This is a genomic window from Pseudonocardia autotrophica (assembly GCF_003945385.1).
Lineage (GTDB): Bacteria > Actinomycetota > Actinomycetes > Mycobacteriales > Pseudonocardiaceae > Pseudonocardia > Pseudonocardia autotrophica.
Genome location: NZ_AP018920.1, coordinates 6,865,315 through 6,890,404 on the forward strand (window position 1 = coordinate 6,865,315; position 25,090 = coordinate 6,890,404).

General features: G+C 73.7%; 34 protein-coding genes. 21 read left to right on the top strand and 13 right to left on the bottom strand.

What is annotated here, in order from left to right:
* Positions 1–43: 43 nt before the first annotated feature.
* Genes Pdca_RS36545 through Pdca_RS37875 form a run of 4 tightly spaced genes read left to right on the top strand, consistent with a single transcriptional unit; the run spans position 44 to position 1,838 of the window.
* Complete coding sequence (locus tag Pdca_RS36545; RefSeq protein ID WP_166665877.1) at positions 44–514, top strand: DUF1707 SHOCT-like domain-containing protein; 471 nt, start codon at positions 44–46, stop codon at positions 512–514.
* A complete protein-coding gene (locus tag Pdca_RS36550) occupies positions 511–1,002 on the top strand; it encodes a hypothetical protein (protein WP_166665878.1) in 492 nt (163 codons plus the stop codon). The genes Pdca_RS36545 and Pdca_RS36550 overlap by 4 nt, the downstream gene beginning before the upstream one ends.
* 31 nt (positions 1,003–1,033) lie before the next feature.
* Positions 1,034–1,366, top strand: a complete 333-nt coding sequence (locus Pdca_RS37870) for an ArsR/SmtB family transcription factor (RefSeq protein WP_085913347.1) — start codon at positions 1,034–1,036, stop codon at positions 1,364–1,366.
* Positions 1,350–1,838, top strand: coding sequence for an SRPBCC family protein (locus tag Pdca_RS37875; protein ID WP_085913348.1), 489 nt, complete (start codon positions 1,350–1,352; stop codon positions 1,836–1,838). The genes Pdca_RS37870 and Pdca_RS37875 overlap by 17 nt, the downstream gene beginning before the upstream one ends.
* A 16-nt stretch (positions 1,839–1,854) precedes the next feature.
* Here the strand turns inward: Pdca_RS37875 and Pdca_RS31960 are convergent, their stop codons facing one another.
* Positions 1,855–2,349: a DnaJ family domain-containing protein gene (locus tag Pdca_RS31960; protein WP_085913349.1), complete on the bottom strand. Its 495-nt coding sequence runs from the start codon at positions 2,347–2,349 to the stop codon at positions 1,855–1,857.
* A gap of 87 nt (positions 2,350–2,436) precedes the next feature.
* Here Pdca_RS31960 and Pdca_RS31965 point away from each other — a divergent pair, with 87 nt between their 5' ends.
* Together Pdca_RS31965 and Pdca_RS31970 are read left to right on the top strand one after the other, a co-directional pair.
* Positions 2,437–3,084: a nuclease-related domain-containing protein gene (locus Pdca_RS31965; RefSeq protein WP_085913350.1), complete on the top strand. Its 648-nt coding sequence runs from the start codon at positions 2,437–2,439 to the stop codon at positions 3,082–3,084.
* 72 nt (positions 3,085–3,156) lie between these two features.
* A complete protein-coding gene (locus Pdca_RS31970) occupies positions 3,157–5,235 on the top strand; it encodes a bifunctional chorismate-binding protein/class IV aminotransferase (protein WP_085913351.1) in 2,079 nt (692 codons plus the stop codon).
* Positions 5,236–5,276: 41 nt separating this feature from the next.
* Here the strand turns inward: Pdca_RS31970 and Pdca_RS31975 are convergent, their stop codons facing one another.
* Positions 5,277–5,990 carry an alpha/beta hydrolase gene (locus Pdca_RS31975; protein WP_085913352.1) on the bottom strand — a complete coding sequence of 238 codons (714 nt, stop codon included), beginning with the start codon at positions 5,988–5,990 and terminating at the stop codon, positions 5,277–5,279.
* 97 nt (positions 5,991–6,087) lie between these two features.
* On the opposite strand from Pdca_RS31975, the gene Pdca_RS31980 reads away from it, so the two are divergent.
* Both Pdca_RS31980 and Pdca_RS31985 read left to right on the top strand, forming a co-directional pair.
* Positions 6,088–6,972, top strand: coding sequence for an alpha/beta fold hydrolase (locus tag Pdca_RS31980; protein ID WP_085913353.1), 885 nt, complete (start codon positions 6,088–6,090; stop codon positions 6,970–6,972).
* A complete protein-coding gene (locus Pdca_RS31985) occupies positions 6,972–7,991 on the top strand; it encodes a TIGR03617 family F420-dependent LLM class oxidoreductase (RefSeq protein WP_085913354.1) in 1,020 nt (339 codons plus the stop codon). Before Pdca_RS31980 ends, Pdca_RS31985 begins: the two co-directional genes overlap by 1 nt.
* Positions 7,992–8,062: 71 nt before the next feature.
* Here the strand turns inward: Pdca_RS31985 and Pdca_RS37680 are convergent, their stop codons facing one another.
* The 7 genes from Pdca_RS37680 to Pdca_RS32020 form a co-directional block, all read right to left on the bottom strand.
* On the bottom strand, positions 8,063–8,467 hold the full coding sequence (locus tag Pdca_RS37680) for a transglycosylase family protein (protein ID WP_269462825.1): 405 nt from the start codon (positions 8,465–8,467) through the stop codon (positions 8,063–8,065).
* Positions 8,468–8,837: 370 nt separating this feature from the next.
* Complete coding sequence (locus Pdca_RS31995) at positions 8,838–9,242, bottom strand: hypothetical protein (protein ID WP_085913356.1); 405 nt, start codon at positions 9,240–9,242, stop codon at positions 8,838–8,840.
* 2 nt (positions 9,243–9,244) lie between these two features.
* Positions 9,245–9,877: a class I SAM-dependent DNA methyltransferase gene (locus Pdca_RS32000; protein WP_085913357.1), complete on the bottom strand. Its 633-nt coding sequence runs from the start codon at positions 9,875–9,877 to the stop codon at positions 9,245–9,247.
* Between the two features lie 60 nt (positions 9,878–9,937).
* Entirely contained in the window at positions 9,938–10,333 is a 396-nt protein-coding gene (locus Pdca_RS32005; protein ID WP_085913358.1) for a hypothetical protein, read from the bottom strand.
* On the bottom strand, positions 10,320–10,757 hold the full coding sequence (locus tag Pdca_RS32010) for a DUF1707 SHOCT-like domain-containing protein (RefSeq protein ID WP_085913359.1): 438 nt from the start codon (positions 10,755–10,757) through the stop codon (positions 10,320–10,322). Before Pdca_RS32010 ends, Pdca_RS32005 begins: the two co-directional genes overlap by 14 nt.
* Before the next feature lie 66 nt (positions 10,758–10,823).
* Entirely contained in the window at positions 10,824–11,363 is a 540-nt protein-coding gene (locus Pdca_RS32015; protein ID WP_085913360.1) for a PadR family transcriptional regulator, read from the bottom strand.
* A 16-nt stretch (positions 11,364–11,379) separates the two neighbouring features.
* Entirely contained in the window at positions 11,380–12,384 is a 1,005-nt protein-coding gene (locus Pdca_RS32020) for a hypothetical protein (protein ID WP_085913361.1), read from the bottom strand.
* A gap of 217 nt (positions 12,385–12,601) precedes the next feature.
* Between Pdca_RS32020 and Pdca_RS32025 the strand changes: the two genes are divergently transcribed.
* From Pdca_RS32025 to Pdca_RS32065, 9 genes are all read left to right on the top strand, one after another.
* Positions 12,602–12,925, top strand: coding sequence for a putative quinol monooxygenase (locus Pdca_RS32025; protein WP_085913362.1), 324 nt, complete (start codon positions 12,602–12,604; stop codon positions 12,923–12,925).
* A gap of 164 nt (positions 12,926–13,089) precedes the next feature.
* Positions 13,090–13,932, top strand: a complete 843-nt coding sequence (locus tag Pdca_RS32030; RefSeq protein ID WP_085913363.1) for a class I SAM-dependent DNA methyltransferase — start codon at positions 13,090–13,092, stop codon at positions 13,930–13,932.
* 109 nt (positions 13,933–14,041) lie between these two features.
* Positions 14,042–14,515, top strand: coding sequence for a hypothetical protein (locus tag Pdca_RS32035; protein ID WP_085913364.1), 474 nt, complete (start codon positions 14,042–14,044; stop codon positions 14,513–14,515).
* Between the two features lie 159 nt (positions 14,516–14,674).
* On the top strand, positions 14,675–15,142 hold the full coding sequence (locus Pdca_RS32040; protein WP_085913365.1) for an Asp23/Gls24 family envelope stress response protein: 468 nt from the start codon (positions 14,675–14,677) through the stop codon (positions 15,140–15,142).
* A complete protein-coding gene (locus Pdca_RS32045) occupies positions 15,139–15,471 on the top strand; it encodes an Asp23/Gls24 family envelope stress response protein (RefSeq protein ID WP_197719863.1) in 333 nt (110 codons plus the stop codon). Before Pdca_RS32040 ends, Pdca_RS32045 begins: the two co-directional genes overlap by 4 nt.
* A gap of 43 nt (positions 15,472–15,514) precedes the next feature.
* A complete protein-coding gene (locus Pdca_RS32050) occupies positions 15,515–15,727 on the top strand; it encodes a hypothetical protein (RefSeq protein ID WP_085913366.1) in 213 nt (70 codons plus the stop codon).
* A 7-nt stretch (positions 15,728–15,734) separates the two neighbouring features.
* The gene (locus Pdca_RS32055) at positions 15,735–16,184 is read left to right on the top strand and encodes an Asp23/Gls24 family envelope stress response protein (protein ID WP_232021311.1); all 450 of its coding nucleotides are present in this window, start codon (positions 15,735–15,737) and stop codon (positions 16,182–16,184) included.
* Positions 16,181–16,726, top strand: coding sequence for a DUF6286 domain-containing protein (locus Pdca_RS32060; RefSeq protein WP_085913367.1), 546 nt, complete (start codon positions 16,181–16,183; stop codon positions 16,724–16,726). The genes Pdca_RS32055 and Pdca_RS32060 overlap by 4 nt, the downstream gene beginning before the upstream one ends.
* The gene (locus Pdca_RS32065) at positions 16,726–17,325 is read left to right on the top strand and encodes a hypothetical protein (protein ID WP_085913368.1); all 600 of its coding nucleotides are present in this window, start codon (positions 16,726–16,728) and stop codon (positions 17,323–17,325) included. Before Pdca_RS32060 ends, Pdca_RS32065 begins: the two co-directional genes overlap by 1 nt.
* On the opposite strand, the gene Pdca_RS32070 is transcribed toward Pdca_RS32065, so the two are convergent.
* Entirely contained in the window at positions 17,322–18,149 is an 828-nt protein-coding gene (locus Pdca_RS32070; protein ID WP_085913369.1) for a hypothetical protein, read from the bottom strand. The two genes, Pdca_RS32065 and Pdca_RS32070, sit on opposite strands and share 4 nt — an antisense overlap.
* A gap of 201 nt (positions 18,150–18,350) precedes the next feature.
* Positions 18,351–19,295 carry an aldo/keto reductase gene (locus tag Pdca_RS32075; protein ID WP_085913370.1) on the bottom strand — a complete coding sequence of 315 codons (945 nt, stop codon included), beginning with the start codon at positions 19,293–19,295 and terminating at the stop codon, positions 18,351–18,353.
* A gap of 89 nt (positions 19,296–19,384) precedes the next feature.
* On the opposite strand from Pdca_RS32075, the gene Pdca_RS32080 reads away from it, so the two are divergent.
* From Pdca_RS32080 to Pdca_RS32095, 4 genes are read left to right on the top strand one after another with little or no spacing between them, the layout of a single operon-like run.
* Complete coding sequence (locus tag Pdca_RS32080; protein ID WP_085913371.1) at positions 19,385–19,939, top strand: Chromate resistance protein ChrB; 555 nt, start codon at positions 19,385–19,387, stop codon at positions 19,937–19,939.
* Positions 19,936–22,470, top strand: a complete 2,535-nt coding sequence (locus Pdca_RS32085; protein WP_085913372.1) for a cation-translocating P-type ATPase — start codon at positions 19,936–19,938, stop codon at positions 22,468–22,470. The genes Pdca_RS32080 and Pdca_RS32085 overlap by 4 nt, the downstream gene beginning before the upstream one ends.
* Complete coding sequence (locus tag Pdca_RS32090) at positions 22,467–23,213, top strand: alpha/beta hydrolase family protein (RefSeq protein ID WP_085913373.1); 747 nt, start codon at positions 22,467–22,469, stop codon at positions 23,211–23,213. The genes Pdca_RS32085 and Pdca_RS32090 overlap by 4 nt, the downstream gene beginning before the upstream one ends.
* The gene (locus Pdca_RS32095) at positions 23,210–23,674 is read left to right on the top strand and encodes an acyl-CoA thioesterase (RefSeq protein WP_197719864.1); all 465 of its coding nucleotides are present in this window, start codon (positions 23,210–23,212) and stop codon (positions 23,672–23,674) included. The genes Pdca_RS32090 and Pdca_RS32095 overlap by 4 nt, the downstream gene beginning before the upstream one ends.
* A 79-nt stretch (positions 23,675–23,753) precedes the next feature.
* Here the strand turns inward: Pdca_RS32095 and Pdca_RS32100 are convergent, their stop codons facing one another.
* Both Pdca_RS32100 and Pdca_RS32105 read right to left on the bottom strand, forming a co-directional pair.
* Positions 23,754–24,149 (bottom strand): hypothetical protein, encoded by a 396-nt coding sequence (locus Pdca_RS32100; RefSeq protein ID WP_085913375.1) that lies wholly within the window; start codon positions 24,147–24,149, stop codon positions 23,754–23,756.
* Between the two features lie 322 nt (positions 24,150–24,471).
* Complete coding sequence (locus Pdca_RS32105) at positions 24,472–24,825, bottom strand: hypothetical protein (RefSeq protein ID WP_373865545.1); 354 nt, start codon at positions 24,823–24,825, stop codon at positions 24,472–24,474.
* Positions 24,826–25,090: the final 265 nt, after the last annotated feature.

A 25,090-nucleotide genomic window follows, 5' to 3' on the forward strand; every position in this document is an offset into this window, starting at 1 on the left:
GGACGGACGCGCGTACCCACCCCCGGCGACCAGGCTTCCCGGCATGACCGACACCGAGACGACCGCCCCACAGCCCGCGCACCGGACCGTCCCTCCCGGCGGTGCCGCCGTCCTCGCCTCCGACACCGAACGCGAACACGTGACGGACCGGCTGCGGAGGGCCGCCGCCGAGGGCAGGCTGACCCTCGCCGAGGCCGACGAGCGGCAGGCCACCGCCTACGCCGCGCGGACCCGCGACGAGCTGGTCCCGCTGGTCTCCGACCTGCCCCGGCCGGCGCGGCCACCGCGCCCCCGCCGCGGGCCGCTGACACCACGGGCCCGCCGGCTGCTGGCGGTGCACGCCGGGGTGAGCGCCGCGGTGTTCCTGCTCATGCTGCTGACCTGGCTGATCGGGCCGGCGCCGTTCGTGCCGGTCGGGCCGCTGCTGCTGATGTCGCTGATCCTGTTCGTGCACTCCCGCCGGGCCGAGCGCGAGCCCTCGCCGGACGGGTCCGTGCCCGACGAGCTGCGATGACCCGGACCGTCGACCGGCGTGTCGCGGCCCCGCCGCGCCGGCTGGCCCGCCGCCCGCGGGCCGCACTGCGGATCGCGCACGTCGTGCTGGCGATCGGCTGGACCGGGCTGGCCGCGGTGATGCTGGTGCTACCGGCCGCGGTGCTCCTCCAGGGATCGGACGCCGGGTTCGCGATACCCACGATGGCGCTGGTCGGCGGGGGCGTCATCCCGTTCTTCGCGGTCGGGACCGTGCTCACCGGGGCCGCGCTCGGCATCGGGACCCCGTGGGGGCTGTTCCGGTACCGGTGGGTCGTGGTGAAGACCGTCCTCGCACTCGCCGTCATCGCCGGCTCGGTCACGCTGAACAGCGGCTGGATCGACGCCGCGGCGACCGATCCGTCGCTGCTGTGGCCGCTGCTGCTCAGCTCGGTGCTGCACCAGGTGATGCTGGTGTCCGCGTCCGTGCTGTCGGTGGAGAAACCGTGGGGACGGCTGCGCCGCGGTTGACATGCAACCATTTGGTTGCATAATTGGCTGCGTGACCGACGTGGACGCCGTCTTCCGGGCCCTCGCGGACCCGACCCGGCGCCGCATCCTCGACCGGTTGCACGAACGGGGCGGGCAGACGCTCGGCGAGCTGTGCGACGGACTGGAGATGAGCCGGCAGGCCGTGTCCAAGCACGTCGCCCAGCTGGAGTCGGCCGGACTGCTGTCCGTCGTACGCCGTGGCCGGGAGAAGCTCCACCATCTCGACCCGGTGCCCATCCAGGAGATCCACGACCGGTGGATCGGGAAGTTCGAGCGCAGCCGGGTGCAGGCGATCACGTCGCTGCGCGCCGCGCTGGAGGATCGCGATGACCGAACCGAGTGACCGCACGTACGTGTACACGACCTACATCCGCAGCACCGCCGAGCAGGTGTTCCGGGCGCTGACCACGCCTGCGTTCACGATGCAGTACTGGGGCGGCTCCGAGCTGACCTCGGACTGGCAGGTCGGCAGCAGACTGGAGGCGCTCCATCCGGACCGGGAGGACTTCGTCGGCGAGATCGTCGCCGTCGAGCCGCCGCACCGGCTCTCCTACACCTTCACCGGGCGCGCCGAGGAGCAGCGCGGACGACCGCCGACGCTCGTCGAGTTCACCGTCGAGCCGTTCGGCGACGAGGCGGTACGGCTGCGGGTCGTGCACACCGGTTTCACCCCGGACGAGCAGGGCGACCAGGACATGCGCGATGTCGGCGAGGGCTGGCCGGCGATCCTCTCGGCACTGAAGACGCTGCTGGAGACCGACCGGCCACTGGCCTCACCCGGGCACTTCGCACCCCGGGACCCGGCGCGCGCCTGACCCGGGCCGCCGCCCGTCAGCGGCGCCTGAGCCGGTGCCACCATCGGTCCCGGACCGGCTCCGCCGCGCTCCCGGCGCTGTCGTGGGGCACGGGCGCCGGCCGACCGCGCCGCACCCGGGTGGCCCGCCATCGGGCGACCACCGCGTCGGCGTCGGGCCTGTGGATCGGCACCCGGGGCCCGACCGGGTACCGCATGTGGTCGACGACCCGGGCGTCGATCTCCGCGACGTGCTCGCGGACCCGTCGCTCGTCGGTGAACCGGGCGACGGTGTCGTCGATCCGGTCGAGTTCCTTGCGGAGCTGGACCGACGGTGGGAGCAGCGCCTCGCCCGAGAGCCCCTCGCGCTCCAGATAGCCGCGCACCCACCAGTTCTCCTCCACCGGGCCGGTCCGACCGGCCCCCGGCAGCGGCTGCCCCTTGCCGGGCAGGTCGTCGAAGTCACCCCGCTCGACGGCCTCCCGGATCGCCCGGTCGACCGGAGACTCGAATCGCGGGTCCGCAGCACCCAACGCCGATCACCTCCCGACGCCCCTCGACCGACGACGGTACCGCCGTGGGAGCCGTTCCTGTCGGGGGTCGGGACCACACTCGCGGACATGACCGACATCAGCCCGTTGATCGACCGCTCCCGCACCCTCGACCTGGCCCGCCACCACCCCGGGCGCCGGGCCGGGCACGTCGCCGCGCACGTCCGCGGCACCGGCCTGCCGGACCGCAACTGGCGGCTCGGCGCCGACGGCGAGCTGCGCACCGCCCGGCTCCTGGAACCGCTGACCGGCCGCACCCGCCGCGACCGGCTGCTGCACCGGCCGCCGCGCTGGCGGGTGCTGCACTCCGTCCCGCTCGACGGCGGGGCCGCCGATCTCGATCACGTCCTGATCGGGCCGCCGGGGATCTGCGTGATCAACACCAGGCACCACCGGCACCGCACGGTGCTGCTCGACGGCGACCGGCTGGTCGTCTCCGGCACCGCGACCGACGCGGTGCCGCGTGCCAGGGGCGAGGCGGCCCGGGTGCGCGAGCTGCTGCTCCCGCGGCTCGGGCCGGGCGGTGCCGACGTGCCGGTGCGGCCGGTGATCGCGGTGGTGGGCACCCCGGTCCGGGTGCGCCGCTGGCCGGACGACGTGGTCGTCGCGACCGAGGGTGCGCTGGTGCACGCCCTGCGCGGGATGACCCCGGTACTCGATCCCGGGGAGGTGGACCGGATCCACGGGATCGCCCGCCGGCCCGCGAGCTGGGTCTGAGACCGCCGGCGCGGACGTGCACTACGCCACCGGCCCCTTCCCGGCCATCGATCGGGTCAGCATGCTCTGGCGGTGACCTCCACCGCACCCGCCCCGGCCCGGCCCCGGCTGCACGCACGGCCGCTGCCCGTCACCGCGGGGACAGCCGAGCTGGTCCGCCGGCTCGCGCACCGCGAGCGGATGGTCGCGTTCGACGGCGGCTGGGCCTGGGGAGCGCTGGTGGCCTGCGATCCGGCGCTGGTCGCGCCGTCGGATGCGGACCCGTTCGCGGTGCTCGGCTCGATCCCCCGGCCGGCGAGCGGCCCGGAGCAGCGGGCGGTGGGCGGCGGCTGGTTCGGCGCGCTCGACTACGCCGAGCCCGGGGCCCGGCCCGGTTCGGTGCTGGGCTGGTACCGGGACGTGCTGCGGCACGACGGGGAGCGCTGGTGGTTCGAGGCACTCGTCGCAGAGCAGGCCGACGGCGCCCGGCCCGGCGAGCTCCCGATCCATCCCGACGAGGACTCGGCGCAGCGGCGGCTCGCCGCGCTGCTCGCGGACCTGGAGCGGCCCGGTCCCGGTGGGGCGCCGGTGCGGCTCGAGGTCGAGCGGTGGCCGGACCGCGACGCGCATCTGGCCGCCGTCGAGCGGTGCATCTCCGAGATCCGGCGCGGCGAGATCTTCCAGGCCAACATCGCGACCGAGCTGCGGGTCCGGCTGCACGGCGACGTGCACGAGGCGTGGGCGTCGCTGGTCGGCGCCGCGCCACCGGCGCGCTCGGCACTCGTCGTCGCCCCCGATCGGGTGGCGCTCAGCGCGAGCCCGGAGCTGTTCCTGCACCGCAGCGGGAACCGGGTCCGCACCGCGCCGATCAAGGGGACCCGCCCGCGCACCGGCGCCGACGACGAACGGGAACGCCGCCACCTCGCGGCGTCGGTGAAGGACGCCGCCGAGAACGTCATGATCGTCGACCTGATGCGCAACGACCTGGCCCGGGTCGCGACGCCCGGCGGCGTCCGGACCGGCCGGTTGCTCGCCGTGGAGCCGCATCCCGGCGTGTGGCACCTGGTCTCCGAGGTGTGCGCGACGCTGCGCGACGACGTCACCGACCGCGACCTGCTCGCCGCGTCGTTCCCGCCCGGCTCCGTCACCGGGGCCCCGAAGATCCGGGCCTGCGAGGTGATCGCCGACTGCGAGGACCGGGAGCGCGGCCTGTTCACCGGTGCCGTCGGCGGGGTCAGCCCGCTGGCCGGGCTGGAGCTGAACGTCGCGATCCGCACCCTGGACCTCGGTCCGGCCGGGCCGGACGGCGACCGGCGCGGGCGGCTCGGTGTCGGCGGCGGGATCACCGTCGACTCCGATCCGGCCGAGGAGTTCGCCGAGTGCCTGACCAAGGCCGCACCGGTGCTCGCGGCGCTGGGCGGCCCGCCGCCACCGCGGCCGGGCACCGTGACCCGGCCCGCGGACCGCGCCGAGGGCCTGTTCGAGACGCTGGCCTGCGTCGACGGCCGGGTGCGCCGGATCGGGGAGCACACGGCCCGGCTGCGGCGCAGCTACCTCGCCGTCACCGGCCGGGTGCTGACCGCTTCGCTGGAGGCCGAGATCACCGCCGCCGCCGACGGGCTGACCGGGCACCACCGGCTGCGGGTCGAGGCGCTGCCCGGTGATCCGGCGCGGGTCGTCGTGCACGCGTCCGCCTGGGCCGGGCCGGTACCGCTCGGCGACCAGCCCGGCCTGGTCCTCGCCGTCCGCCGCGGCACCGACGGCGAGTCGCACAAGTTCGCCGACCGGCGCTGGCTGACCGGGCACGAGGCCGCGACCGGCGAGCACACCCCGCTGCTGTGCGACCCGGCCGGGAACGTCCTGGAGTCCACCCGCTCCGCGGTCGCCGCGATCCACCGTGGACGGCTGTGGGTGCCCCCGCTGGACGGCCGGATCCTGCCCGGCACCGGCCGCCGCGCGGTGCTGGACCTGCAGGCTCCCGGGGCGATCCGGATCGCCCCGCTACCGCTCGGCGCGCTCCGGCAGGCCGACGGATTGTTCCTGGTCAACGCGCTGCGCGGGATCCAGTGGGTGCGCGAGGTGCAGGAGGGCGGGGTGCCGGTCGCCCGGTGGGCCGCTCCGGACCCGCTGACCAGCCGGTTGGCCGCCGGGCTCCGCCGCACCGCCTCCTGAGCCCGCCCCCGGCCGTCCGCACCGGCTCTCGGATCCCGCGCTCACCCGGCCAGATCGAGCAGGATCCGGGCGAGCTCGTCCGGCCGGTTCTGCGGCACCAGATGTGTCGAGTCGATCTCGGCGTAGTGCCAGGCGGCGGAGCTCCTCGCCCGGGCGGCCGCGGCGGCGAAGGCCCCGCCGGTGACGTCCTCCCGGACGGCCCGCAGGTAGGTCCTGCGCAGCGGCCACTCCTCCACCGGGCGGGAGATCCGCACCGGCTCGGTGAACGTCCGCACCGGCTGCGGCGAGCGCCGCGGCGCGGACCACGCGGCCTCCGCCGGATCGTCGTAGTGCCGCTCCGGACCCGGTACCAGCCAGGGCGCCCCGAGCCCGTCCGCGCCGGGCGCGGGCACGACCGCGGCGAGCGCCGGCGCGAGCGTGACGACCGAGTCGCCGTCGTCCGGGACGAACGCGTCCAGGTAGACGAGCTCGCGCACCCGGTCGCCGATCTCGTCGAGCGCCCCGGTGACCACCATGCCGCCGTAGGAGAACCCCAGCAGCACGATGTCGCGCAGGTCCTCGTGCAGCACCACGTTGACCACGTCGCGCACGTGCACCGACAGGTCGACCCACGGCCCGGCCAGGTGCACCCGTTCGCCGATCCCGGTCAGCGACGGCGTCACGACGTCGTGACCGGCCGCCCGCAGCCGCGGGCGCAGCAGGTGGAAGCCGTGCGCGCCACCCCAGGCGCCGTGCACCAGCACGAAGGTCGTCATGGGGGCAGTGTGTTCCACCGCAGCGAGCATTGACCACCCGTCGTGCCGTGACGGACGATCCGGTCGAGTTCGATCCGATCGACGGCGGGGCGCTCCCATGACGACCGACACCTTCATCCTCGACGGCCGCGACGGCACCGCCGTCACCGCCTACCGCTGGCTCCCCGAGGGCTCCGCCGTGCGCGGGATCATCCAGCTCACCCACGGCATGGGTGAGCACGCGCTGCGCTACGTCGCGCTCGCCGAGCAGCTGACCGGGCGCGGCTTCGCCGTCTACGCCCAGGACCACCGCGGGCACGGTGCGACGGCGGGCGGGCCCGAGGGCTACGGCGTGCTCGGCGAGGACGGCTGGGACCGGCTCGTCACCGACGTCGGGCTGCTCTCGGATCTCGCCCGGTCGGCGCATCCGGGCGTGCCGCTGGTGCTGCTCGGGCACAGCATGGGCTCGTTCGCGGTGCAGCAGTTCCTGATCGCCGACGCGGACCCGCCGGACGCGGTCGTGCTCTCCGGCACCGCCGTGCTCGACCTGATGGAGCAGGGCCTGGACCTGTCCGGCCCACTGGACCTGTCCTCGTTCAACGCGCCGTTCGAGCAGCGCACCGGATACGAGTGGCTCTCCCGCGACCCGGCCCAGGTCGACGCCTACGTCGGCGATGCCCGCTGCGGCTTCGGCCTGGACCTGCCCGGCACCCGGGCGATGTTCGCCGCGGCCCGCCCGCTGGCCGAGCTCGGCACGCTCAAGCGGATCCCCGGCGGGCTGCCGGTGTACGTCGTGGTCGGCGACGAGGACCCGGTCAACGGCGGCCTGGCACTCGTCCGCCCGCTCACCGAGCGCTACGCCGCGGCCGGGCTGCACGACGTCACGCTCCGGATCTGGCCGGGCGCCCGGCACGAGGTGTTCAACGAGACCAACCGCGACGAGATCGTCGCCGATCTGCTGACCTGGCTGGACCGGGTCGTCCCCGAACGGAAGGACGGATAGTGCGCGTCGACACCACGGGGGGCTTCTCGGCCGGCCCACTGGAGACCGAGCAGTCGGCGATCGAGGCGGAGAAGGACGGCTACGACACCCTCTCGGTGCCGGAGACCTCGCACGACGCGTTCGTCGCGCTCGCGCTCGCCGCCCGCGCGACCAGCCGGATCCGGCTGCAGTCGGCGATCGCGGTGGCCTTCGCCCGGAACCCGATGACACTGGCCTACCAGGCCAACGACGTCACGCTGGTCTCCGGCGGGCGGTTCGATCTCGGGCTCGGCTCGCAGGTGAAACCGCACATCGAGCGCCGGTTCGGAATGCCGTGGAGCAGGCCGGCCGCGCGGATGGAGGACTTCGTACTGGCGCTGCGCGCCATCTGGGAGGCCTGGGCCACCGGTGACCGGCTGCACTACGAGGGCGAGTTCTACTCGCACACCCTGATGACCGAGTTCTTCTCGCCGGGACCGAACCCGCACGGGCCCCCGCCGGTGATGCTCGCGGCGGTCGGGGAACGGATGACCGAGGTCGCCGGACGGGTCACCGACGGCCTGCTCGCGCATTCGCTGACCTCGCCGTCGTACCTCGCGGAGGTCACGCTGCCCGCGCTGCGCCGCGGCCGGGGCGAGGACGGCACGGGCGGGCTGGACGGGTTCGACGTGTGCCTGCCGGTGTTCGCGGTGCTCGGCGCCGACCCGGACGCCAGGGCCGCGGCCGCGGCCGGGGTGCGCAGGCAGATCGCGTTCTACGCCTCCACCCCGCCGTACCGGCCGGTGCTGGAGCATCACGATCGCGGCGAGCTCGCGGACCGGCTCAACCGGCTGTCCCGCCGGCAGGCCTGGGACGAGATGGCCGGTCTCGTCGACGACGACGTGCTGGATCTCTTCGCGGTCTCCGGGACCCCGGACGAGGTGTCGGCCGGGATCGTCGCGCGCTACGGCGAGCTGGTCGACCGGGTGTCGCTGAACACCCCGTACGACGCCGATCCCGCACTGGTGCGTGAGGTCGTCGCCGGGCTGCGCGCCGCCTGAGCGGCCCCGCACACGACCACGGGCGGCGCCGGTGAACACCGGTCGCCGCCCGTGGTCGGGGTGCGCTGGGCTCAGCGCAGGCCGAGCTGGCTGGAGCAGGACGGCCATGCGCCCCAGCCCTGGCCCTCGAGCACGTTCTCCGCGACGCGGATCTGCTCGGACTTGCTGGCGTTGTGCGCCTGCCCGGAGCCGCCGAACGCCTTCCAGGTCGTCGGCGAGAACTGCAGGCCACCGGAGTAACCGTTGCCGGTGTTGATGCTCCAGTTGCCGCTGGACTCGCACTCGGCGAGCTTGTCCCACGTCGAGGTGGGCACCGACTGGGTCGGCGCGACAGCGGCGGCCGGCGCGACGGGGGTCGAGGTCTCGGGGGCGGCGTTCGCGGTGCCGGCCAGGGCGAGCGGGGCCCCGAACGCCAGGATGCCGGCGGTCAGAGTTCCGACAAAACGCCCACGGATGGACATACGGGTGCTGCTCATCGTGATTCTCACCTGGGTCCGGACCCACGACTTTCCGGGCGGGCCGTCCGACGCGGGGAGCGACGTCCGGTCTCACAGGCGATACGCCCGTGGCCCGCGGCCCCGTCCCGTCCGTGACGGATAGACGGACCGGCGACCATGGGACGGGGCCGTCCTGGCGTGGTGGTGCCGGCGCTTCGGTGCACGCCCCGGCCGAAGACGACCGGAAGCGACCCCGAAGGTCGCCGACATCCCGAGATCGGGTCAAGCCGAACGCCGGTGACGTATCACACCGGTATAACGACAATAGCCATCGCCGCAGGTCAGAACTGGTGAACGCCGATCACGAGCGATCTTCGACCGACGTCTCTTGCTTTCATTCCGGAGATGTTCACGGGGTCTTCGAGCCCGGGTCACCGACCTTGCGCATGGTGAACACGGCGATCCGGACCACCATCGCGTCCAGCAGCAGCGCACCGAACATCCACGGGTCCAGCCAGGCCGTCCAGGAGCTGCCGCCCGCGATCGCGACCAGGCCGGGCACCAGGAACAGCGCCACCCCGAGACCGCCGGCCACCGCGGCCGTCAGCAATGCGGGAGCGTCGGCCCGGCGGACCACCATCGCCAGCGCGACACCCGCGACGATGGCGACGATCCCGTCCAGCGCCGCCAGGATCGGCCCCTCGGCCCCGGTACCGGCGGCCAGCCGGGCGTGCACCAGCGCGGTCAGCGCCAGCAGCACGATCAGGATGCGGCGCCCGACGACCGGGCCACGGTCGGTGCCCGTGGAACTCATCGCTACCGCACCCTCAGGACCAGCAGCCGGCAGTCCACCTGCTGAGCCGAGCGGTACGGGGCGATCTCGATCGAGACGGCCTCCAGCAGATCGCCCGCGCACAGCCGGTCCACCTCGGCGCGGTAGCCGCCGGACTCCCAGACGTCGTCCAGCACGGTCGCGACCAGGAACCCGCCCGGCCGGATCACCCGGGCGAACTCGGACAGCGCCGACGGCCCGACGTGCGCGTGGGTCAGCGTCCCGACACAGACGACGACGTCGTAGCGGTCGTCGGGGAGCTCCAGGGCGGCCGTCAGGTCGGCCTCGCGCAGATCGCGGTAGACGCCCGTCGCGCGGGCCTGCTCCAGCATGCCCGGCGAGAGGTCCAGGCCGTCGATCGTGCCGACACCGCGCCGGTTCAGCTCCACCCCGACCAGACCGGTGCCACAACCGGCGTCCAGCACCTCGCCGCCGGCCCCCGCCGCGGCGACGACGGCGTCGGCGCTCACCGACGGCGCGACGTAACCCTGCGCCTCGCCGGTGAGATCGGCGTCGTAGGTGGCTGCCCAGTCGTCGTAGAGCGCCCGGGCGTCGTCCGGGCCGCTCAGCGTGTACGCACGTTCCAGGTGGGGGTCGCCCCCGGTACTCGTGGCCATCCGACGATCATCGTGGAGAGCGGCGCCGCTGTCATATGCCGGGGTGGCAGTCGGTACTCCTCAGCCCCGGCGTGCCGGGCGGTCCGCGGCGAGCAACGACAGCGCGCAGAGCGCACCCCAGCCGGCGGCGACCATCGTCGCCTTCTCCCGGGCGTCGCGATCGGGCAACCGGGAGCCGAGCACGGCCAGGTCGGCGACGTCCGCGCCGACCCGGACCGCGATCGCGGTCTTCAGCGGTGTGCCCGCCGGGGCGAACACCATGGCCAGGCCGGACGCGAGGTCCCGGCCGCCGATCGCCATCGTGAACGTCCGCTGCTCGGACGTCGGCTCCCCGCCGTCCTCGACCAGCTTCGTCGGCCGCAGGAACAGCTCCGGCTTGGCAGTGATCGCCGCACCGTAGGCGGCGGTGGCCACGCCGAGCAGGCGCGGGATCCAGGTCAGGTCAGGTCGGGGCATGTGCCCGGCATACCCGCTCCGGGCGCCGGCCATCCCACCGCCCGGCGACCGGCACGGCCGGCAGCACCATGGTGCCGAGCACCAGCAGCGCACCCCACGGGCCGAGCACCCAGAGCGGCCAGGCGTGCACACCCCCACCGGCGAGCGCGACGGCCGCCCAGACCACCAGGCAGACCACGCCGGTGACCAGCCACGGACCCCAGGTGACTGCGAGCACGGCCCGCCGGGCCATGGCGGCGCGCGCCGGATCCGGCAACCGCGGCAGATCGGCCAGCACGGCCGTCAGCTCCGGCCGGGTGCGCGCCGCGGTCACCCGCCCGCTCCGCTCGTCGAACTCGGCCAGGTCGAGCCGCCCGTCCCCGACGTGCCGCCCGAGCTGCTCGATCGCGTGTTCCCGCTCCCGGTCCCCGATCCGCATGTCCATCCCGACCGCTCCCTCATAGTGGATACCAGAACTATCCGGTATCCGTTCGAGGTCGTCAAGCCCGGGTCACATCTGGTCGAGGAAGGCCAGCGCGGCCTCCGCCGAGACCAGCCGCCAGGTGACGAGCATCCGATCGAAGTCGTCGATCTCGCCCGGCCCGGTGCCGCCGTCGCCGGTGCCGTCCCGCTCGATGCGCAGCGCCTCGACGATCGGCTCCAGCTCCCGGCGCTGCGCGGTGACCAGCGGCGCCGGGTCCTCGCCGCGCCGGTGCAGCACCGCCAGCTTCAGCAGGAACTCCGACCGCAGGTCCCGTACGTGCGGCACCGGCGCGGCCAGCCAGGCGTCGACCTGCTCGCGGCCCGCCGCGGTGGACGCGTAGAGCGTCCGCGGCGGGCCGCCACCGGTCTCGACGGCCTCCGCGGTGATCAGGCCGGCGTCGACGAGCCTGCCGATCGCCCGGTAGACGACCGGGCGCGGGATCTGCCAGACCCGGCCGAGGTGCCCGTCGGCCGCGGTGAGCGCGGCGATCGCGAATCCGTGCACCGGCCGCTCACCGGCGACGGCGAGAACCGTCCACTCGGCGAGCCCGAGCCGGACGTGGGTCATGCCCCACAGCCTAGGTTCACCGGTTGACGGCGGCCTCGTTGCCCACGTTCCAGGAGAAGCCGCGGTCGTAGAGGAACCTCAGCTCCGGATCGCTCTCCAGCAGCAGGTCCTGCCCGTCGCCGCGCAGCGCGACCCGCCCGTCCGGCCGGACCTCCCAGCTCAGCTCGACGGTGCGGTCGACCTCGCCGAACATCGACTGCGCCCCGGAGGTCACCTCCCGCAGCGTCAGCTCGACCACTCCGTCGCGGACCGGCCGGTAGTTCCCCACGACGAGATCGCCGTTCGCGGCCCGGATCGACAGCCCGGCCTCCCCGGGGACCGGGAAGCTCGGGATCGGGACCTCCGGGCCGTCGTAGACCCACTGCCCGAACGCGACGGACTGCCAGCGGGTGTCGTCGGCGAGCCGGGCCACGGGCGGTGCCGGGTCCTCGACCACCCGGTAGACGCCCGGCAGCGCCAGCTCCGACCCCACCCGCGGCGGCTGCACCTGCCAGAACAGGACGCCACCGAGCAGCACGACCAGCACGCCGAGCACCGGGGAGAGCCACCGGGTCACCGCACGCACCCGCGGCCACGGCAGCAACCGGGGGACGCCGTCGGTCCCGGCGACCGGCCGGCCGGCCACGAACCGGAGCACCCGCCCCAGCTCCGGCACCGCGACCAGCAGGAAGCCGATCGTGAGGATCAGCGCCGGCTGCTTCACCGGCACGTCGAAGGTCATGTTGAGCAGGAACACCGTGCCCAGTGCAGCCGTCCCGAGCACACCGCCGAGCCACGCGGTCCGCCGGAACACCAGCAGCAGCATCACGACCAGCTCGGCCAGCCCGGCCAGGAACTGGATCAGCGGTGAGTACGCCATGAACGTCCACAGCAGACCCATCGGGCTCTTCTCGCCGATCGTGGTCAGCGCCGCGGAGTAGTCGAGCTGCCCCATCTGCGTCAGGTTCAGCTTTGACCAGGCGTAGGGGATCATCCAGACGATCAGCAGGAACCGGAGCAGGCCGTGCAGGAACCACAGCACGGTCCTCCACCGTGGACGAGCGGACGACGGGCCGGCCACGGGAGTGCTCACAAGCGCCCGACCCTAGGCCGGACGGAGCACACCCGCACCCGATTTCCCGCCCGGGACAACCACCGGGCGTCCAGCATTGAGACGCTCGGACGGGTGCGGTCCGTGGAAGGATCGCCCGCGACGTTCCCGACGACCGTGAACCGACGACCGTGAACAGGAGGCCGGCGTGATCCTCATCGTCCTCAAGGCGCAGATCCGCCCGGACAAGCGCGACGAGTGGCTGTCCGGGATCTCCGAGTACAAGAAGAACGTGAACTCGGAGCCGGGCAACATCTCCTTCGACTACCACGAGAACTTCGAGAAGGAGAACGAGTTCGTGATCGTGGAGGTGTTCCGTGACGGCGACGCCGGCACGGCGCACGTCCAGACCGATCACGCACAGAACTTCTTCCCCTTCATGTCCACCGTGGTCTCGGAGAAGCCGAAGATCAACTACCAGGACATCGACGGCGACGCCTGGAACGAGATGGCCGAGGTGACCCCGCAGTAGGGCTCGGCACGCCCCGCCGCGACGCCGGCGCCCCGTCCCGGGGTGCCGGCGTCGTCGTGTCACCGCATCGGGGATTGCTCGGCCGTTCGGGTAACGCCGGACCCGCCCACGTGCGACACACCGGTCGTACCCCCGCCCGTTCCCCACCCTCCCCGGAGCGCCCGATGGCTGATGACCAGACCGCACGCCCGTCGCCGGTCGCACTCGCCCGCCGGGCAGCCCGGCTGACGCTGAGCGCAGGGGTCCGGGCCACCGCGGCGCCGATCCGCGGGCTCGCCCGGATCGGCCGGGACGACGCGGACCCCCGCTGGGCCGGGCAGACCTGGCTCTGGCAGCCCGGCTGGGGGCGGCGCACGCACGACCGGCTCTACCGGCATCCCGATCCGTACTCGATCGGTCTGAATCCCTACGAGCAGCAGAAGTACGCCGCGGTGATGGACGCGCTGTCCGGTCGCCGCTTCCGGCGGGTCCTGGAGGTGGGCTGCGGCGAGGGCGACCTGTCGGTGCGGCTCGCCGGGCACGCCGACTCACTGCTCGGCGTCGACATCTCCACCGCGGCCGTGCAGCGGGCCGCCGCCCGTGTCCCGTCGGGGACGTTCGTCCGCCGGACACTGCCGCGCGAGATGCCGGACGGCACGTTCGACCTGATCGTCTGCAGCGACGTCCTCTACTACTGGGAGCCGGTGACCCTGCGGGTCGGCATCGCGGCCCTGCTGGACCGACTGCGGCCCGGCGGCGCGCTGCTGGCGTACCACTACCGCGGCGACTTCGGCCAGGTGAACACCGCGGACGCGGTGCACGACGGGCTGCACGCGGCGGCCGCGGCACGCGGCCTGGACGCCCGCCGGCACGAGACCGTCGACGGGGTCGGCCCCGGAGCGGCGGGGGCACGGTTCGCGCTCGTCGTCCGGCCGGTCACGCTGCCGGCGCAGCCCGGCGGCGGGTCCGCGGTTCCGCAGCCGCGTACCGGGGGAATCGGCGCCCCGGCCCGCACCCGGCGTTCCTGAGTATCCGGCTGCACCGGACGGCGGAGCATCGACTGAACCGTCCGGCAGTTGTCGTCAGGGCGACGTGGACCTGTCGCAGCCTGCGTGAACACCGTTAGCGTTGCGCCCCATGACGGTCGACGCGGACGGTCCCGGCGGTATGGCCGACGCCCAGCGGGTGGTGACGATCCCCGAGCTCTCGGCGCCCAGCTACCTGCAGGCGGTGCTCTCGATCGCCTACCGGGACGAGCGCAACAGCGTCCCGCTCACCGTGGCCACCCCGGCCGGGCTGGTGTTCGGCAACGCGGTGCATCCCGCCGCCTGGCTGCATCGCCTCGGTGATCAGCTGCGCGGTCTCACCGCCGACGACCCGCGCAACGAGTCGGCGCAGGCGATGGCGCAGATGTTCGACGAGATGGCCGAGGGCCGCGGCGACGAGCGGCCCGGCCGGGACATCCCGGTGAAGGACATCCACTGGATCTACTTCACCGACGCGCTGATCGTGCCGACGGCGGCGGCCGGGCCGAACTACGTCGATCCGGCCTGCTGGCAGGTGGCGCTGCGCGAGGTCAGCGCATGGACGATCGGCCTCCCGCCACGATAGTGACCACTGTCACTCACACCTTCGCGTGAGGATCCACCGTTGCGACACCTCACACGTGTGTCGGGCGGATCAACTGGGCACTGGAAGTCATCCAGGCCCGATCCGGTTCCTCACCCGGCCCGACGGATCTCGGGCCACGACCAGGAGGCGTGAACAACCATGAGCACCACCGACGCGAAGACCCCCGCCGTCACCGGCACCCCGTCGGCTCTGCAGTCCGAGCACGGCAGCACCCGGATCGCGGAGACCGTCGTCTCCAAGATCGCCGGGCTGGCCGCTCGTGAGGTCAACGGCATCCACGCGCTGGGCGGCGGGGCGGCCCGTGCCTTCGGCGCGCTGCGCGAGCGCATCCCGGGCGGCACGACCAACGCCTCGCAGGGCGTCTCGGTCGAGGTCGGCGAGAAGCAGGCCGCGGTCGACATCAACGTCGTCGTCGAGTACGGCGTGTCCATTGCGGACCTGGCGAAGGCCGTGCGCCGCAACGTCATCTCCGCCCTGGAGCGGATGACCGGGCTCGAGGTCGTCGAGGTCAACATCTCCGTCGACGACGTGCACCTGCCGTCCGAGGACGACCACGAGGACGCCAAGGAGACGAAGCGGATCGACACCCCGTCGCGGGTGGCGTGAACGCGCCGGTCGCCGCGGCCGGAACCGACGCCGACCGGATCGCCGTCGCCACGCTGAGCTGCCCCGCGGTGGCCCGGCTGCACGGCGGCCGGTTCGGCGAGGTCGCCACCTACCTGCCGGGGCGCCGGATCGGCGGTGTCCGGCTGCGGTCCACACCGGACGGCGACGCGGTCGAGATCCACGTGGTCGGCCGCTACCCGGCGACGGTTGCCGAGGTCGCCGGCCAGGTCCGCGCCGTGCTGAAGCCGATCGTCGGGTCGGCACGGGTGGACGTGGTGGTCGGCGACTACGCCGGCGAGATCGAGCACCCGTCCGCGGAACGCGGCTGAATCGCCGGAGCTCCATCCACTCCTCTGCAAGGACGTGAGCGCGATGCCCATCCTCAACAACACTCAGATCGGCCTGCTCGCCGGCCTGCTCCTCGGTATCGCCGGGGTCGTCGGCGGATTCGGCGGGTTCGTCATCGCACTCGTGCTGGGTGCGATCGGCCTGCTCGCCGGGCGCTGGCTGGACGGCGGGCTCGACCTCACGGAGCTCTCGGAGCGTTCCGGGTTGACCGGGCGCGGCTCCGACCGGGTCCGGTGAGCCGGTCGTGACCGCCACCGTCCCGGAGTCGCCCACGGCTCCGCCGCACCCGCACGACGCCCCGACCGTGGTGCTCGAACCCGGCGCCGATCCGGCCGTCGATCAGCGCGGCCGGGTCGACGTCGCCGATCAGGTCGTCGAGAAGATCGCGATCGCCGCGCTGGCCGAGACCGACGGTGTCGGCGGTACGTCCGGGACCGTCGACCGGATGCTCGGCCGCGACGAGGCAGGCGGGCGCCCCCGCGTGTCCGCCACCGTCTCCGGCCGGTCGGTCCGGCTCGACGCCCGGATCTCCGTCGCCTACCCGTCCCCGGTCGCCGCGACCTGTGACCGGGCCCGCGCACACGTCGTGCGGCAGGTGGAGTCGCTCACCGGTCTGGGTGTGGCCAGGGTGGACATCGCGGTGTCCGCGCTGACCCTCCCGCGGGCGTCCTCGACGGGCAGGGATCTCGCATGATCCGCCGTCCCCGTCGCTCGGTCGCCGCCTCGCTGGTCGCCCTCGTGCTGCTGGCGGCCTGCGTGCTGCTGGCGGTCGCCGTCGTGCAGCAGCTGATCGGCCAACAGCCGGTGCTCCCGTTCGCCGACCTGAACGCGTTCGGGGCCGGCCTGACCGGCGCCGACGTCGCGTTCCTGGCGCTCTCCGGGGTGCTCGCGCTCGTCGGTCTGCTCCTGCTCCTGGTCGCGCTGCGGCCCGGCACCCCCACGGTGCTGCCGCTGGCCGGGCGGGACGGGGCCGGCACCACCGTGACCGACACCGGCATCACCCGGCGCAGCCTCGATCGGGCGCTGTCCGACGCCGCGACCGGCGTCGACGGGATCGCCAGGGCGAACGTGTCGAGCACCCGGCGGACGGCGTCGGTGTCGGCGCACGCCTCGTTCGGCGACGCGACGGCGCTGCGCACCGCGGTCCGTGACGCGGTGTCCGAGCGGCTCGCCGCGATCGGCCCGTCCCGCAGTCCGCGGGTCCGGGTGAAGGTCACCGGAACGAAGGAGTCGTGATGGCCGCCGCGAACCCCCCGGCCCGCCTCAACCGGAGCCTGCTGCTGCTGATCGGCCTCGTGCTGCTGATCGCGGGCGCGGCCGGGCTGGCGTTCGGCAGCGGATCGCTGCGGTCGCTGCTGCCCGGGCTCGATCCGTCCGCCCCGCTGCTGCCCGGCGCGCTCGACCCGCCGGCCTGGGTGCCGTGGGTGACGCTGGCGGCGGCCGTCGTCGTCGGGCTGCTGGCGCTGCGCTGGCTGCTGGCCCAGGCCCGGCGCCGGCCGCGGACCTCGGACTGGACACTGCCCGCCGCGCAGGTCGCCGGCCGCGACGCCGGGATCACCCGGCTGCACTCCGATCACGCCGCCGCCGCGCTCGCCGCCGACGTCGAGTCCTACGACGGGGTCCAGCGGGCCGCCGCGGTGCTCGTCGGCGACCGGACCCGGCCGGTAGTGCACCTCGACGTCACCGCGGAGACCGGGGCCGACCTGGCCACGCTGCGGGACCTGATCGACGACCACGCACTGCCCCGGCTGCTCTCCGCGCTCGGCGCCGAGGGCGGGCGGACCGAGCTGGTGCTGCGGCTGGTGGAGCCGAAGCGGACCTCGCGCGTCGGCTAGCGCGAACCGTCCACGAAGGTCCCGGCGATCCGCAGGCCGCTGCCGCCCGCGATCCGCAGCAGCCCGGCCAACGCGATCACCAGCCCGGCCATCTCGCAGGTCTCCTCGGCGCCGGCCAGCAGGTTGTAGCCGAACGCGTGCACGTCGCCGGTCTGCTCGAACACCGCACCACCGACGGCTTCCAGGCCCACCGCGCCGAACAGGAACACCGCCGCACCGGCGATCACGATCCAGCTGCCCGGGCGACGCAGCAGCATCGGCAGGCAGAGCACCGCGACGATCAGGACCAGCACCGATGCCGGGATGATCCAGGCGTAGGTCAGCAGGCCGCTGGTCCCGAACGTGGTGTGGATGATCCAGCCGATCTGCTCGTGGTTCGCGGCGGTCTCGTCCATCGCGACGACCGCGCAGGCCAGGCTCAGCAGGATCCACCGCCAGCGCTCCCGGCGCACCGAGTTCGCCGCGATCAGCGCGAGGACCGCGGCGTTCGCCAGGTGCACCGCCGAGCTGAACCAGGTGGAGATGTTCAGCTCGTTGCCGAGCCGGATCGGTGCCGGGATCTCGAACCCGGGGCGGCCGATCCCGTACACGGCGGCTCCGAAGTGGGCGATCGCGAGCAGCGCCGCGATCACCCCGGCGACGGTCACCACCCGGGACGGCCGCAGCAGGGCCAGGTGCGGCGCCCCGACCGGCGGCTGCGCCGCCGGGGACGGCTCGGCGGGCGCGGGGGCCCGGGCACCCGCCTCGCGGTCGTCGAACCGCGGGATCACCTCGGTCGCCGGGTCCTCGTCGGCGCTGCGCGCCAGGTGGTGCTGGGCGGTCATGTCCCCTCCTTCTGCGCGGCCGGGGGAGTCGGCCCGCCGCCGCGTCCGGGTGGCTCCGCGTCGTTCGGGGAACGGGAGGCGCAGGACAGGCGTCGGGACGTCGGCCGTCAGGTGACTGCAAGGTAAACGAGCGTCCGCCCGGCAGGAAACGCGGTATCGGTCCGCAACGCAACGATCACCCCGGGTGGGGCCCCCTGCCGGTCACGACCAGGGGCGGGCCGAGCGGGCCGTCCAGTACCGCTCGGCAGGCTCGGCCAGCGCGGCCAGCTCGTCGGCGGCCCCGGCCGGGACCGTCCACCGCGCACCGTCGACATTGCTGCCGAGCTGTGCGGTGTCCACCGGCCCCAGCAGCACCCGCCACGCCCACGGATTGGCCAGCGCCACGGCGACGGCCAGCTGGTCCACCGGCACGCCGAACCGATCGGCGAGCGCGACGGCGGCGGGATCTCCGCCCGGAGCCAGCCTGCCGTTCGCGAACACCTCCTTGAGGATCACCAGGGCACCGGTGCCTGCCGCCTCGGCGAGCGCGGGCCCGGCCGAGGGCTCGAGCGGATTCCAGGTGGACTGGAACGAGGTGAACAGCGGCTCGCCGTCCACCCGCACCTCCAGCGCGCGGCGTACCGCGTCGGCCTGCGCGGGACCGGAGGTGGAGATCCCGATCCGGACGCCGCGCTCGCGCAGGTGCGCGAGCGCGCGGTGCACCCTGGTGTCGTCGAGCACGCCGGTGTCCAGCGTCGCCGAGTGCACGTGGTAGATCCCGAGCCGGTCACCGAGCAGCTCGCCGGTCAGCGCGTACTGCTCGGTGAAGGCGTCCAGCGAGTGGTCCTTGATCTCGTGGCGCTCCGCATCCATCCGCCAGCCGCCGACGTAGCGGTATCCCCACTTGGACCCGATCTCGACGTCGTCGATCTCCGGGTGGGCGGCCAGCCAGCCGGCCAGGAACTCCTCGGCGCGCCCGTAGGAGCGCGCGACGTCGAGGTAGCGGACGCCCGCCGCGTAGCCGGCGTCGAGCAGCTCGTGGGTGCGTGTCCGCAGGGTCTCGACGTCGCGGACGGCGCCGAGCCGCTCCGCGCGGCCGGAGGTGATGTAGGCGGGGCGGGCGATGGCGGCCAGACCGAGGCCGAGCCGGGACGCGGAGGCGGACATGGGGACAGCCTGCCGTTCCGGGCCCGGAGCTGCCACCGGCGATGAAACACCTGTTGCATGTGCTTGACCCCGCCCGTAACGTCGCTCCCATGCCAACCGAGGGCTGGGTCCTGCTGCTCGCCCAGTTGCCGGCCTCGCCGTCGAGTCCGCGGGTGACGCTGTGGCGGCGCGCCAGGGCCGCCGGCGCCGTCGGCCTGCAGAACGGCGCGTGGGTGCTGCCCGCCACCGACACCCACCGGGAGTTCTTCGACGGCCTGGCCGGCTACGTCCGGGAACACGGCGGCTCCGCGTACGCGATGGAGACCGTCGCCCGCGACGACGACGGGATCGTCGCCCGGTTCCGCGCCGAGCGCGCCAAGGAGTTCGCCGAGTTCGCCGAGCGCACCGGCGCGCTGCTGGCCGAGCTGGAGAAGGAGTCGGCGCGCGACAACTTCTCCTTCGCCGAACTGGAGGAGAACGAGCAGGACATCGACCGGCTCACCGGCTGGCTGGCCAAGATCACGGCCCGGGACTTCTTCCCGGACGAACGACTCAAGGACGCCGAGGCCATGCTGGACCGCTGTCGCCGGTCGATGGAGGCCTTCACCGCGGCCGTCTACCGCGCCGAGGGTGTCGCGCCGGACCTGCCGCCGCGCGAGGAATGAGCGCGCACTCCGCGACCGCACACTCGGTCGTGGAGGATCTCGGAACCGACCCGGTGGCCGGACTGGACGACACCGAGGCCGCCGCCCGGCTCGCCGAGCACGGACCCAACCGGTGGGTCGTCCCCCGCCGGGTCACCTTCCGGCAGGTGCTCGCGGACGAGATCACCGAGCCGATGATGGTGCTGCTGGTCGCGGTGGCGGTGCTCTACGGCCTCTGGGGCCGCCTGGAGGACACCGTCGCCATCGTCGCGATCATCGTCGTGGTGGTGCTGGTCGAGGTGTTCGCCGAGTTCCGTGCGAAGTCGGTGATCGCCGCACTGGGGACACTGACCGCCCCGACCACACCGGTGCTGCGCGCCGGCCGCACCCGCTCGGTCCCGACCGAGGACCTGGTGCCCGGCGACGTGCTCCCACTGGCGGCCGGCGCCCGGATCGCCGCGGACGTCCGGCTCACCGAGACCTGGGGCCTGCGGATCGACGAGTCCGCGCTGACCGGCGAGTCGGTGGCCGCCGCCAAGGACGCCCGGCGGGTGCTCGACGAGGCAGTTCCGCTCGGCGACCGCGCCAATCTGGCGTTCGCCGGTACCACCGTCGTCGCCGGGCGGGCCCGCGGTGTCGTCGTCGCCACCGGGACCTCGACCGAGCTGGGTGCGATCACCGGTCTGATCGTCGCCGGGCGACCACCGCGCACCCCGCTGCAGCAGGCCATGCGGGACCTGTCGAAGGCGCTCGCGACGCTGGCGATCGGGTTCAGCGTGCTGGTCCCACTGATCGGTGTGCTGGGCGGGCAGCCGTGGCGGGACATGGTGCTGACCGGGTTGACGCTCGCGTTCGCGACCGTCCCCGAGGAACTCCCGATCATCATCAGCCTGGTGCTGGGGCTCGGCGCGCACCGGCTGTCCCGGCGCCGCGGGCTGGTCCGCAGGCTGCGCGCCGCCGAGACCCTCGGCGCGGTCACCGTCATCGCGACCGACAAGACCGGCACGCTGACCGAGAACCGGATGGCGGTCGACCACGCGGAACCGGTGGCCGGCACCACTGACGAGCTGCTCGCCGCCGGCGCCGCCTGCACCGAGGCGACCCCGGAACCCGACGGTGGCTGGGCAGGCGACCCGACCGATGTCGCGTTCCTGGTCGCGGCCCGCGACCGCGGTCTGCCACCGGCGCCGGAACCGGTGCGCCGGTTCGCCTTCGATCCGGTCCGCGAATCGATGACGGTGGTGCTGGCGGACCACCGGGTCGTCACCACCGGGGCCCCGGAGTCGGTGCTCGCCCGCTGCCGGGTGGCGGATCCGGCGGTACTCGCCCGCGCGGAGCAGCTCGCAGCCATGGGCCTGCGGGTGATCGCGGTCGCGACCCGGACGGCCACCGAGCTCCCCGGCCGGGTCGAGGACGCCGAGCGGGACCTGGAGCTCACCGGGCTCGTCGCGCTGTCCGACCCACCCCGGCCCGGAGCGGCCGGCGCGATCGACGCGGCGCACCGCGCCGGCATCCGGGTGCTGATGGTGACCGGCGACCATCCGGCGTGCGCCCGAGCGGTCGCCGCGCAGGTCGGGATCCCCGGTGCCGAGCTGCTCACCGGCCCGGAGCTGGACCTGCTCGGCGACGACGACCTCGCCGCCGCCCTCACCCGGGTGACGCTGTTCGCCCGGGTGACCCCCGCCCACAAGCTGCGGCTGGTCACCGCGCTGCAGGACGGCGGGGAGGTCGTCGCGGTCACCGGGGACGGGGTGAACGACGCCCCGGCGCTGGCCCGCGCCGACGTCGGCGTCGCGATGGGGTCGTCGGGCACCGACGTCGCCCGGGACGCCGCCGATCTGGTCCTCGCCGACGACGACGTCTCCACCCTCACCCGCGCACTGCGCGAGGGCCGCACGCTGCACGACAACCTGCGCAAGGGCGTGAAGTACTACCTGGCCTGCAAGGCGGGCCTGGTGGCGACGGCCGCGGCCGGGGTCGCCGCCGGCCTGCCGATCCCGTTCGCGCCGATCCAGATCGTCGTCCTGGAGATGTACATGGACGTCGCGGGCACGGCGACCTTCGCCGCCGAGCGCAGCGAGCGCGACGCGATGGACCGGCGGCCACGGGGCAGGTCGGAGCGCTTCCTCGACCGGCCGCTGGTGGCCGATCTGCTGGCCGGCGGCGCCTCGCTGTTCGCCGCGGTCGGCGGGCTCTACCTGGTCTCGTCGTACACCGGGACGGACACCGCGACCGCACAGACACTCGCCTTCGTGGGCTGGATGTCGGGCTACCTCGCGCTGGCCTGGGTGATGCGGACCGAACGCACGCCGCTGCTGCGGGCCGGGCTGTTCTCGAACCGGTTCCTGCCACTGTGGACGATGGTGACGGCGGCGTCGCTGGCCATGGTCATGACGGTGCCCCCGCTGCGGGCGGCGCTGCGGCTGGTGCCGCTGACCGGCGCCCAGTGGCTCACGGCGGTGCTGGTGCCGGTGCTCGCGGTGTCCTGGATCGAGGTGCGCAAGACGCTGCGCGCGCGGCGCCCGGCCGATCGTGCTACACCACCTTCGTGACTACCGCCCCGGTCCTGTCCCGGTCGGCCCCCGAGCCGCCGCGCACCGTCACCGTCGGGGAGCACCCCGACCAGGTCCTCGATCTGTGGCCGGACGGGGAGCCCGGACGCCCGCTGGTCGCGCTCGTGCACGGCGGGTTCTGGCGGCCCCGGTTCGACCGGGTGCACCTGCGACCGATGGCGGGCGCGCTCAACGAGGCGGGCTGGCCGGTGGCCTCGCTGGAGTACCGGCGGATCCCCGGCGACCCGGCGGCGACGGTCGCCGACGTGCTGGCCGGGCTGCGCGCGGCACACGAGCACTCCGGCCCGGTCGTCGCGGTCGGCCACTCCGCGGGCGGGCACCTGGTGCTGCACGCGGCCGCAACCGAGCCCGGCCTGGTCCACGGAACCGTCGCGCTGGCACCGGTCGCCGATCTCGCGCTCGCCGACGACCGCGATCTGGGCGACGGCGCGGTGCGCGAGTACCTGGGCGGGCCGGCGGCGGAGCATCCGGAGCTGGACCCGGCGCTGCGACCGACGCCGCCAGGGCCGGTGACGATCGTGCACGGCGACACCGACGACCGCGTCCCGCTCGCGATCTCGGAGTCCTACCTGGCTCGGCATCCGGGCACCCGGCTGGTGGTCCTGCCCGGGGTGGAGCACTTCGGCGTCGTCGATCCGCAGTCGGACGCCTGGGCCGCAGTGGCAGCCGAGATCGCGACGTTCGGGACATCTCCGCCGGGACCGCTAGCCTCCGGCGGGTGAATGCGCCCGGGGAGCCACCCCGCCACCAGCTCGCGATGACCGTCCTGATGACCCCGGACATGGCCAACTTCTCCGGCAACGTGCACGGCGGGTCGATCCTCAAGCTGCTCGATCAGGTCGCGTTCAGCTGCGCGAGCCGCTGGGCCCAGACCTACGTCGTGACGCTGTCGGTGGACCGGGTCCGCTTCCGCGAGCCGATCTACATCGGGGAGCTGGTGACGTTCCAGGCCTCGGTCAACCACACCGGCCGCAGCTCGATGGAGGTCGGGATCCGGGTGGCCACCGAGAACATCACCGAGCACACCCGGCGGCACGCGATCAGCTGCTACTTCACGATGGTCGCGATGGACGAGGACCGCCGCCCGGTGCCGGTACCGGAGCTGGTCCCCGGCACCGACGAGGAGCGTCGGCGCTGGAGCGACGCCCGGGCCCGGCGCGACCGGCGCCGATCGGCGGGCTGAACCGGCCCCTGCCCACCGCCCCCGGACACGGCAGTGCCCCCGTCGACCGGCCGGTCGACGGGGGCACGACGAGAGACGATCAGCCGATCGAGTCGCCGGCGCCGGCCTCCTGCGCGCAGGCGTCGGACTGGTCGGTGACCGAGTCGCCCGACTTCGTCTTCGCGTCGCCGCCGAGGCCCAGGGCACCGGTCAGGCCGTTGAGCAGCGCGCCGCTCTCGACCGGGACCTGCCCGCCGAGCACGTTCACCGGGATGTTGTTGTTGCAGACCTGGATCGGCACGTTGATGTTGTTGCCGTTCAGGGCGCCGACCAGACCGCCGTCGGCGCTCTTGTCGATCGCGCCGCCGTCGTGCGAGCCGTGGTGCTTCGCGTCCTTCGAGCTCTCGGCGGCGTAGTCACCGGCGAACGCCAGCGGGCTGACCGCGAGCAGGGTGGCGGCGGACGCCGCGACGATGATTCCGGCCTTCTTCAGCACAGTTTTCTTCTCCTGATGAGTCTCGAGCCCGTGCGAAGACGGCCCCGGTTACCTGCCGGCACGCTGACAAAACGGGGGAGCCCGTGCCGACTGCGCTGCAATCTATCCACCGGACACCCCGGAAACAATTTCGTTGACCCCATCGAGTGGCGATATCACTGTGCGTATGGTTACTCCCACGATACGGTTGTCCGGAAATCGGGCGAACCGCCCGCGATTCCGGGATCCGCACACACAGCGTGTCCGGCGAGGGGCTCGGAAACACGAAAGTGCCCCGGGGCCGCGTACGGTCCCGGGGCACCCCCGGCGATCTCAGGGACGATCAGTTGTCGATCGAGTCCCCGGCGCCGGCCTCCTGCGCGCAGGTGTCCGACTGGTCGGTGGCCGAGTCGCCCGAGCGCGCCTGGCCCTCGCCCGCGATGCCGGCGGCACCGGTCAGACCGTTGGCGGCGGCCGCGTCCTCGACCGGAACCTGGACACCCAGCACGTTGACCGGGACGTTGTTGTTGCAGGCCTGGACCGGCACCTGGGCGTTGTTGCCGTTCACGCCCGCGACGACACCCTTGGCGTCCTTGTCGATCACGTTGCCGTCGTTGCCGGCGAACGCGAGCGGGGTCAGCGCGAGCAGGCCCGCGGCGGACGCGGCGACGACGAGGCCGGCCTTCTTCTTCAGCACAGTTCTTCTCCTGATGAGTTACGGGACGCGGATCCGCGGTCCCGGCACCTGCCGGCACGCTGACAAAAAAGGGGGAGCCCGTGCCGGCTGCAAACAAGGTAACGGCCGGAATCGTCGCCATCAAACTCGGCAACACCATCGTGCCCGCATATTACTCAGCGTATGGTTACTCACCTTTTCGGTGCAGATCGCCGGGTACCACTTTCTGCACGTCGGACGGGCCGGACGGGTCCGGGTCGAGCCCGAGATGGCGCAGGTACCGGGC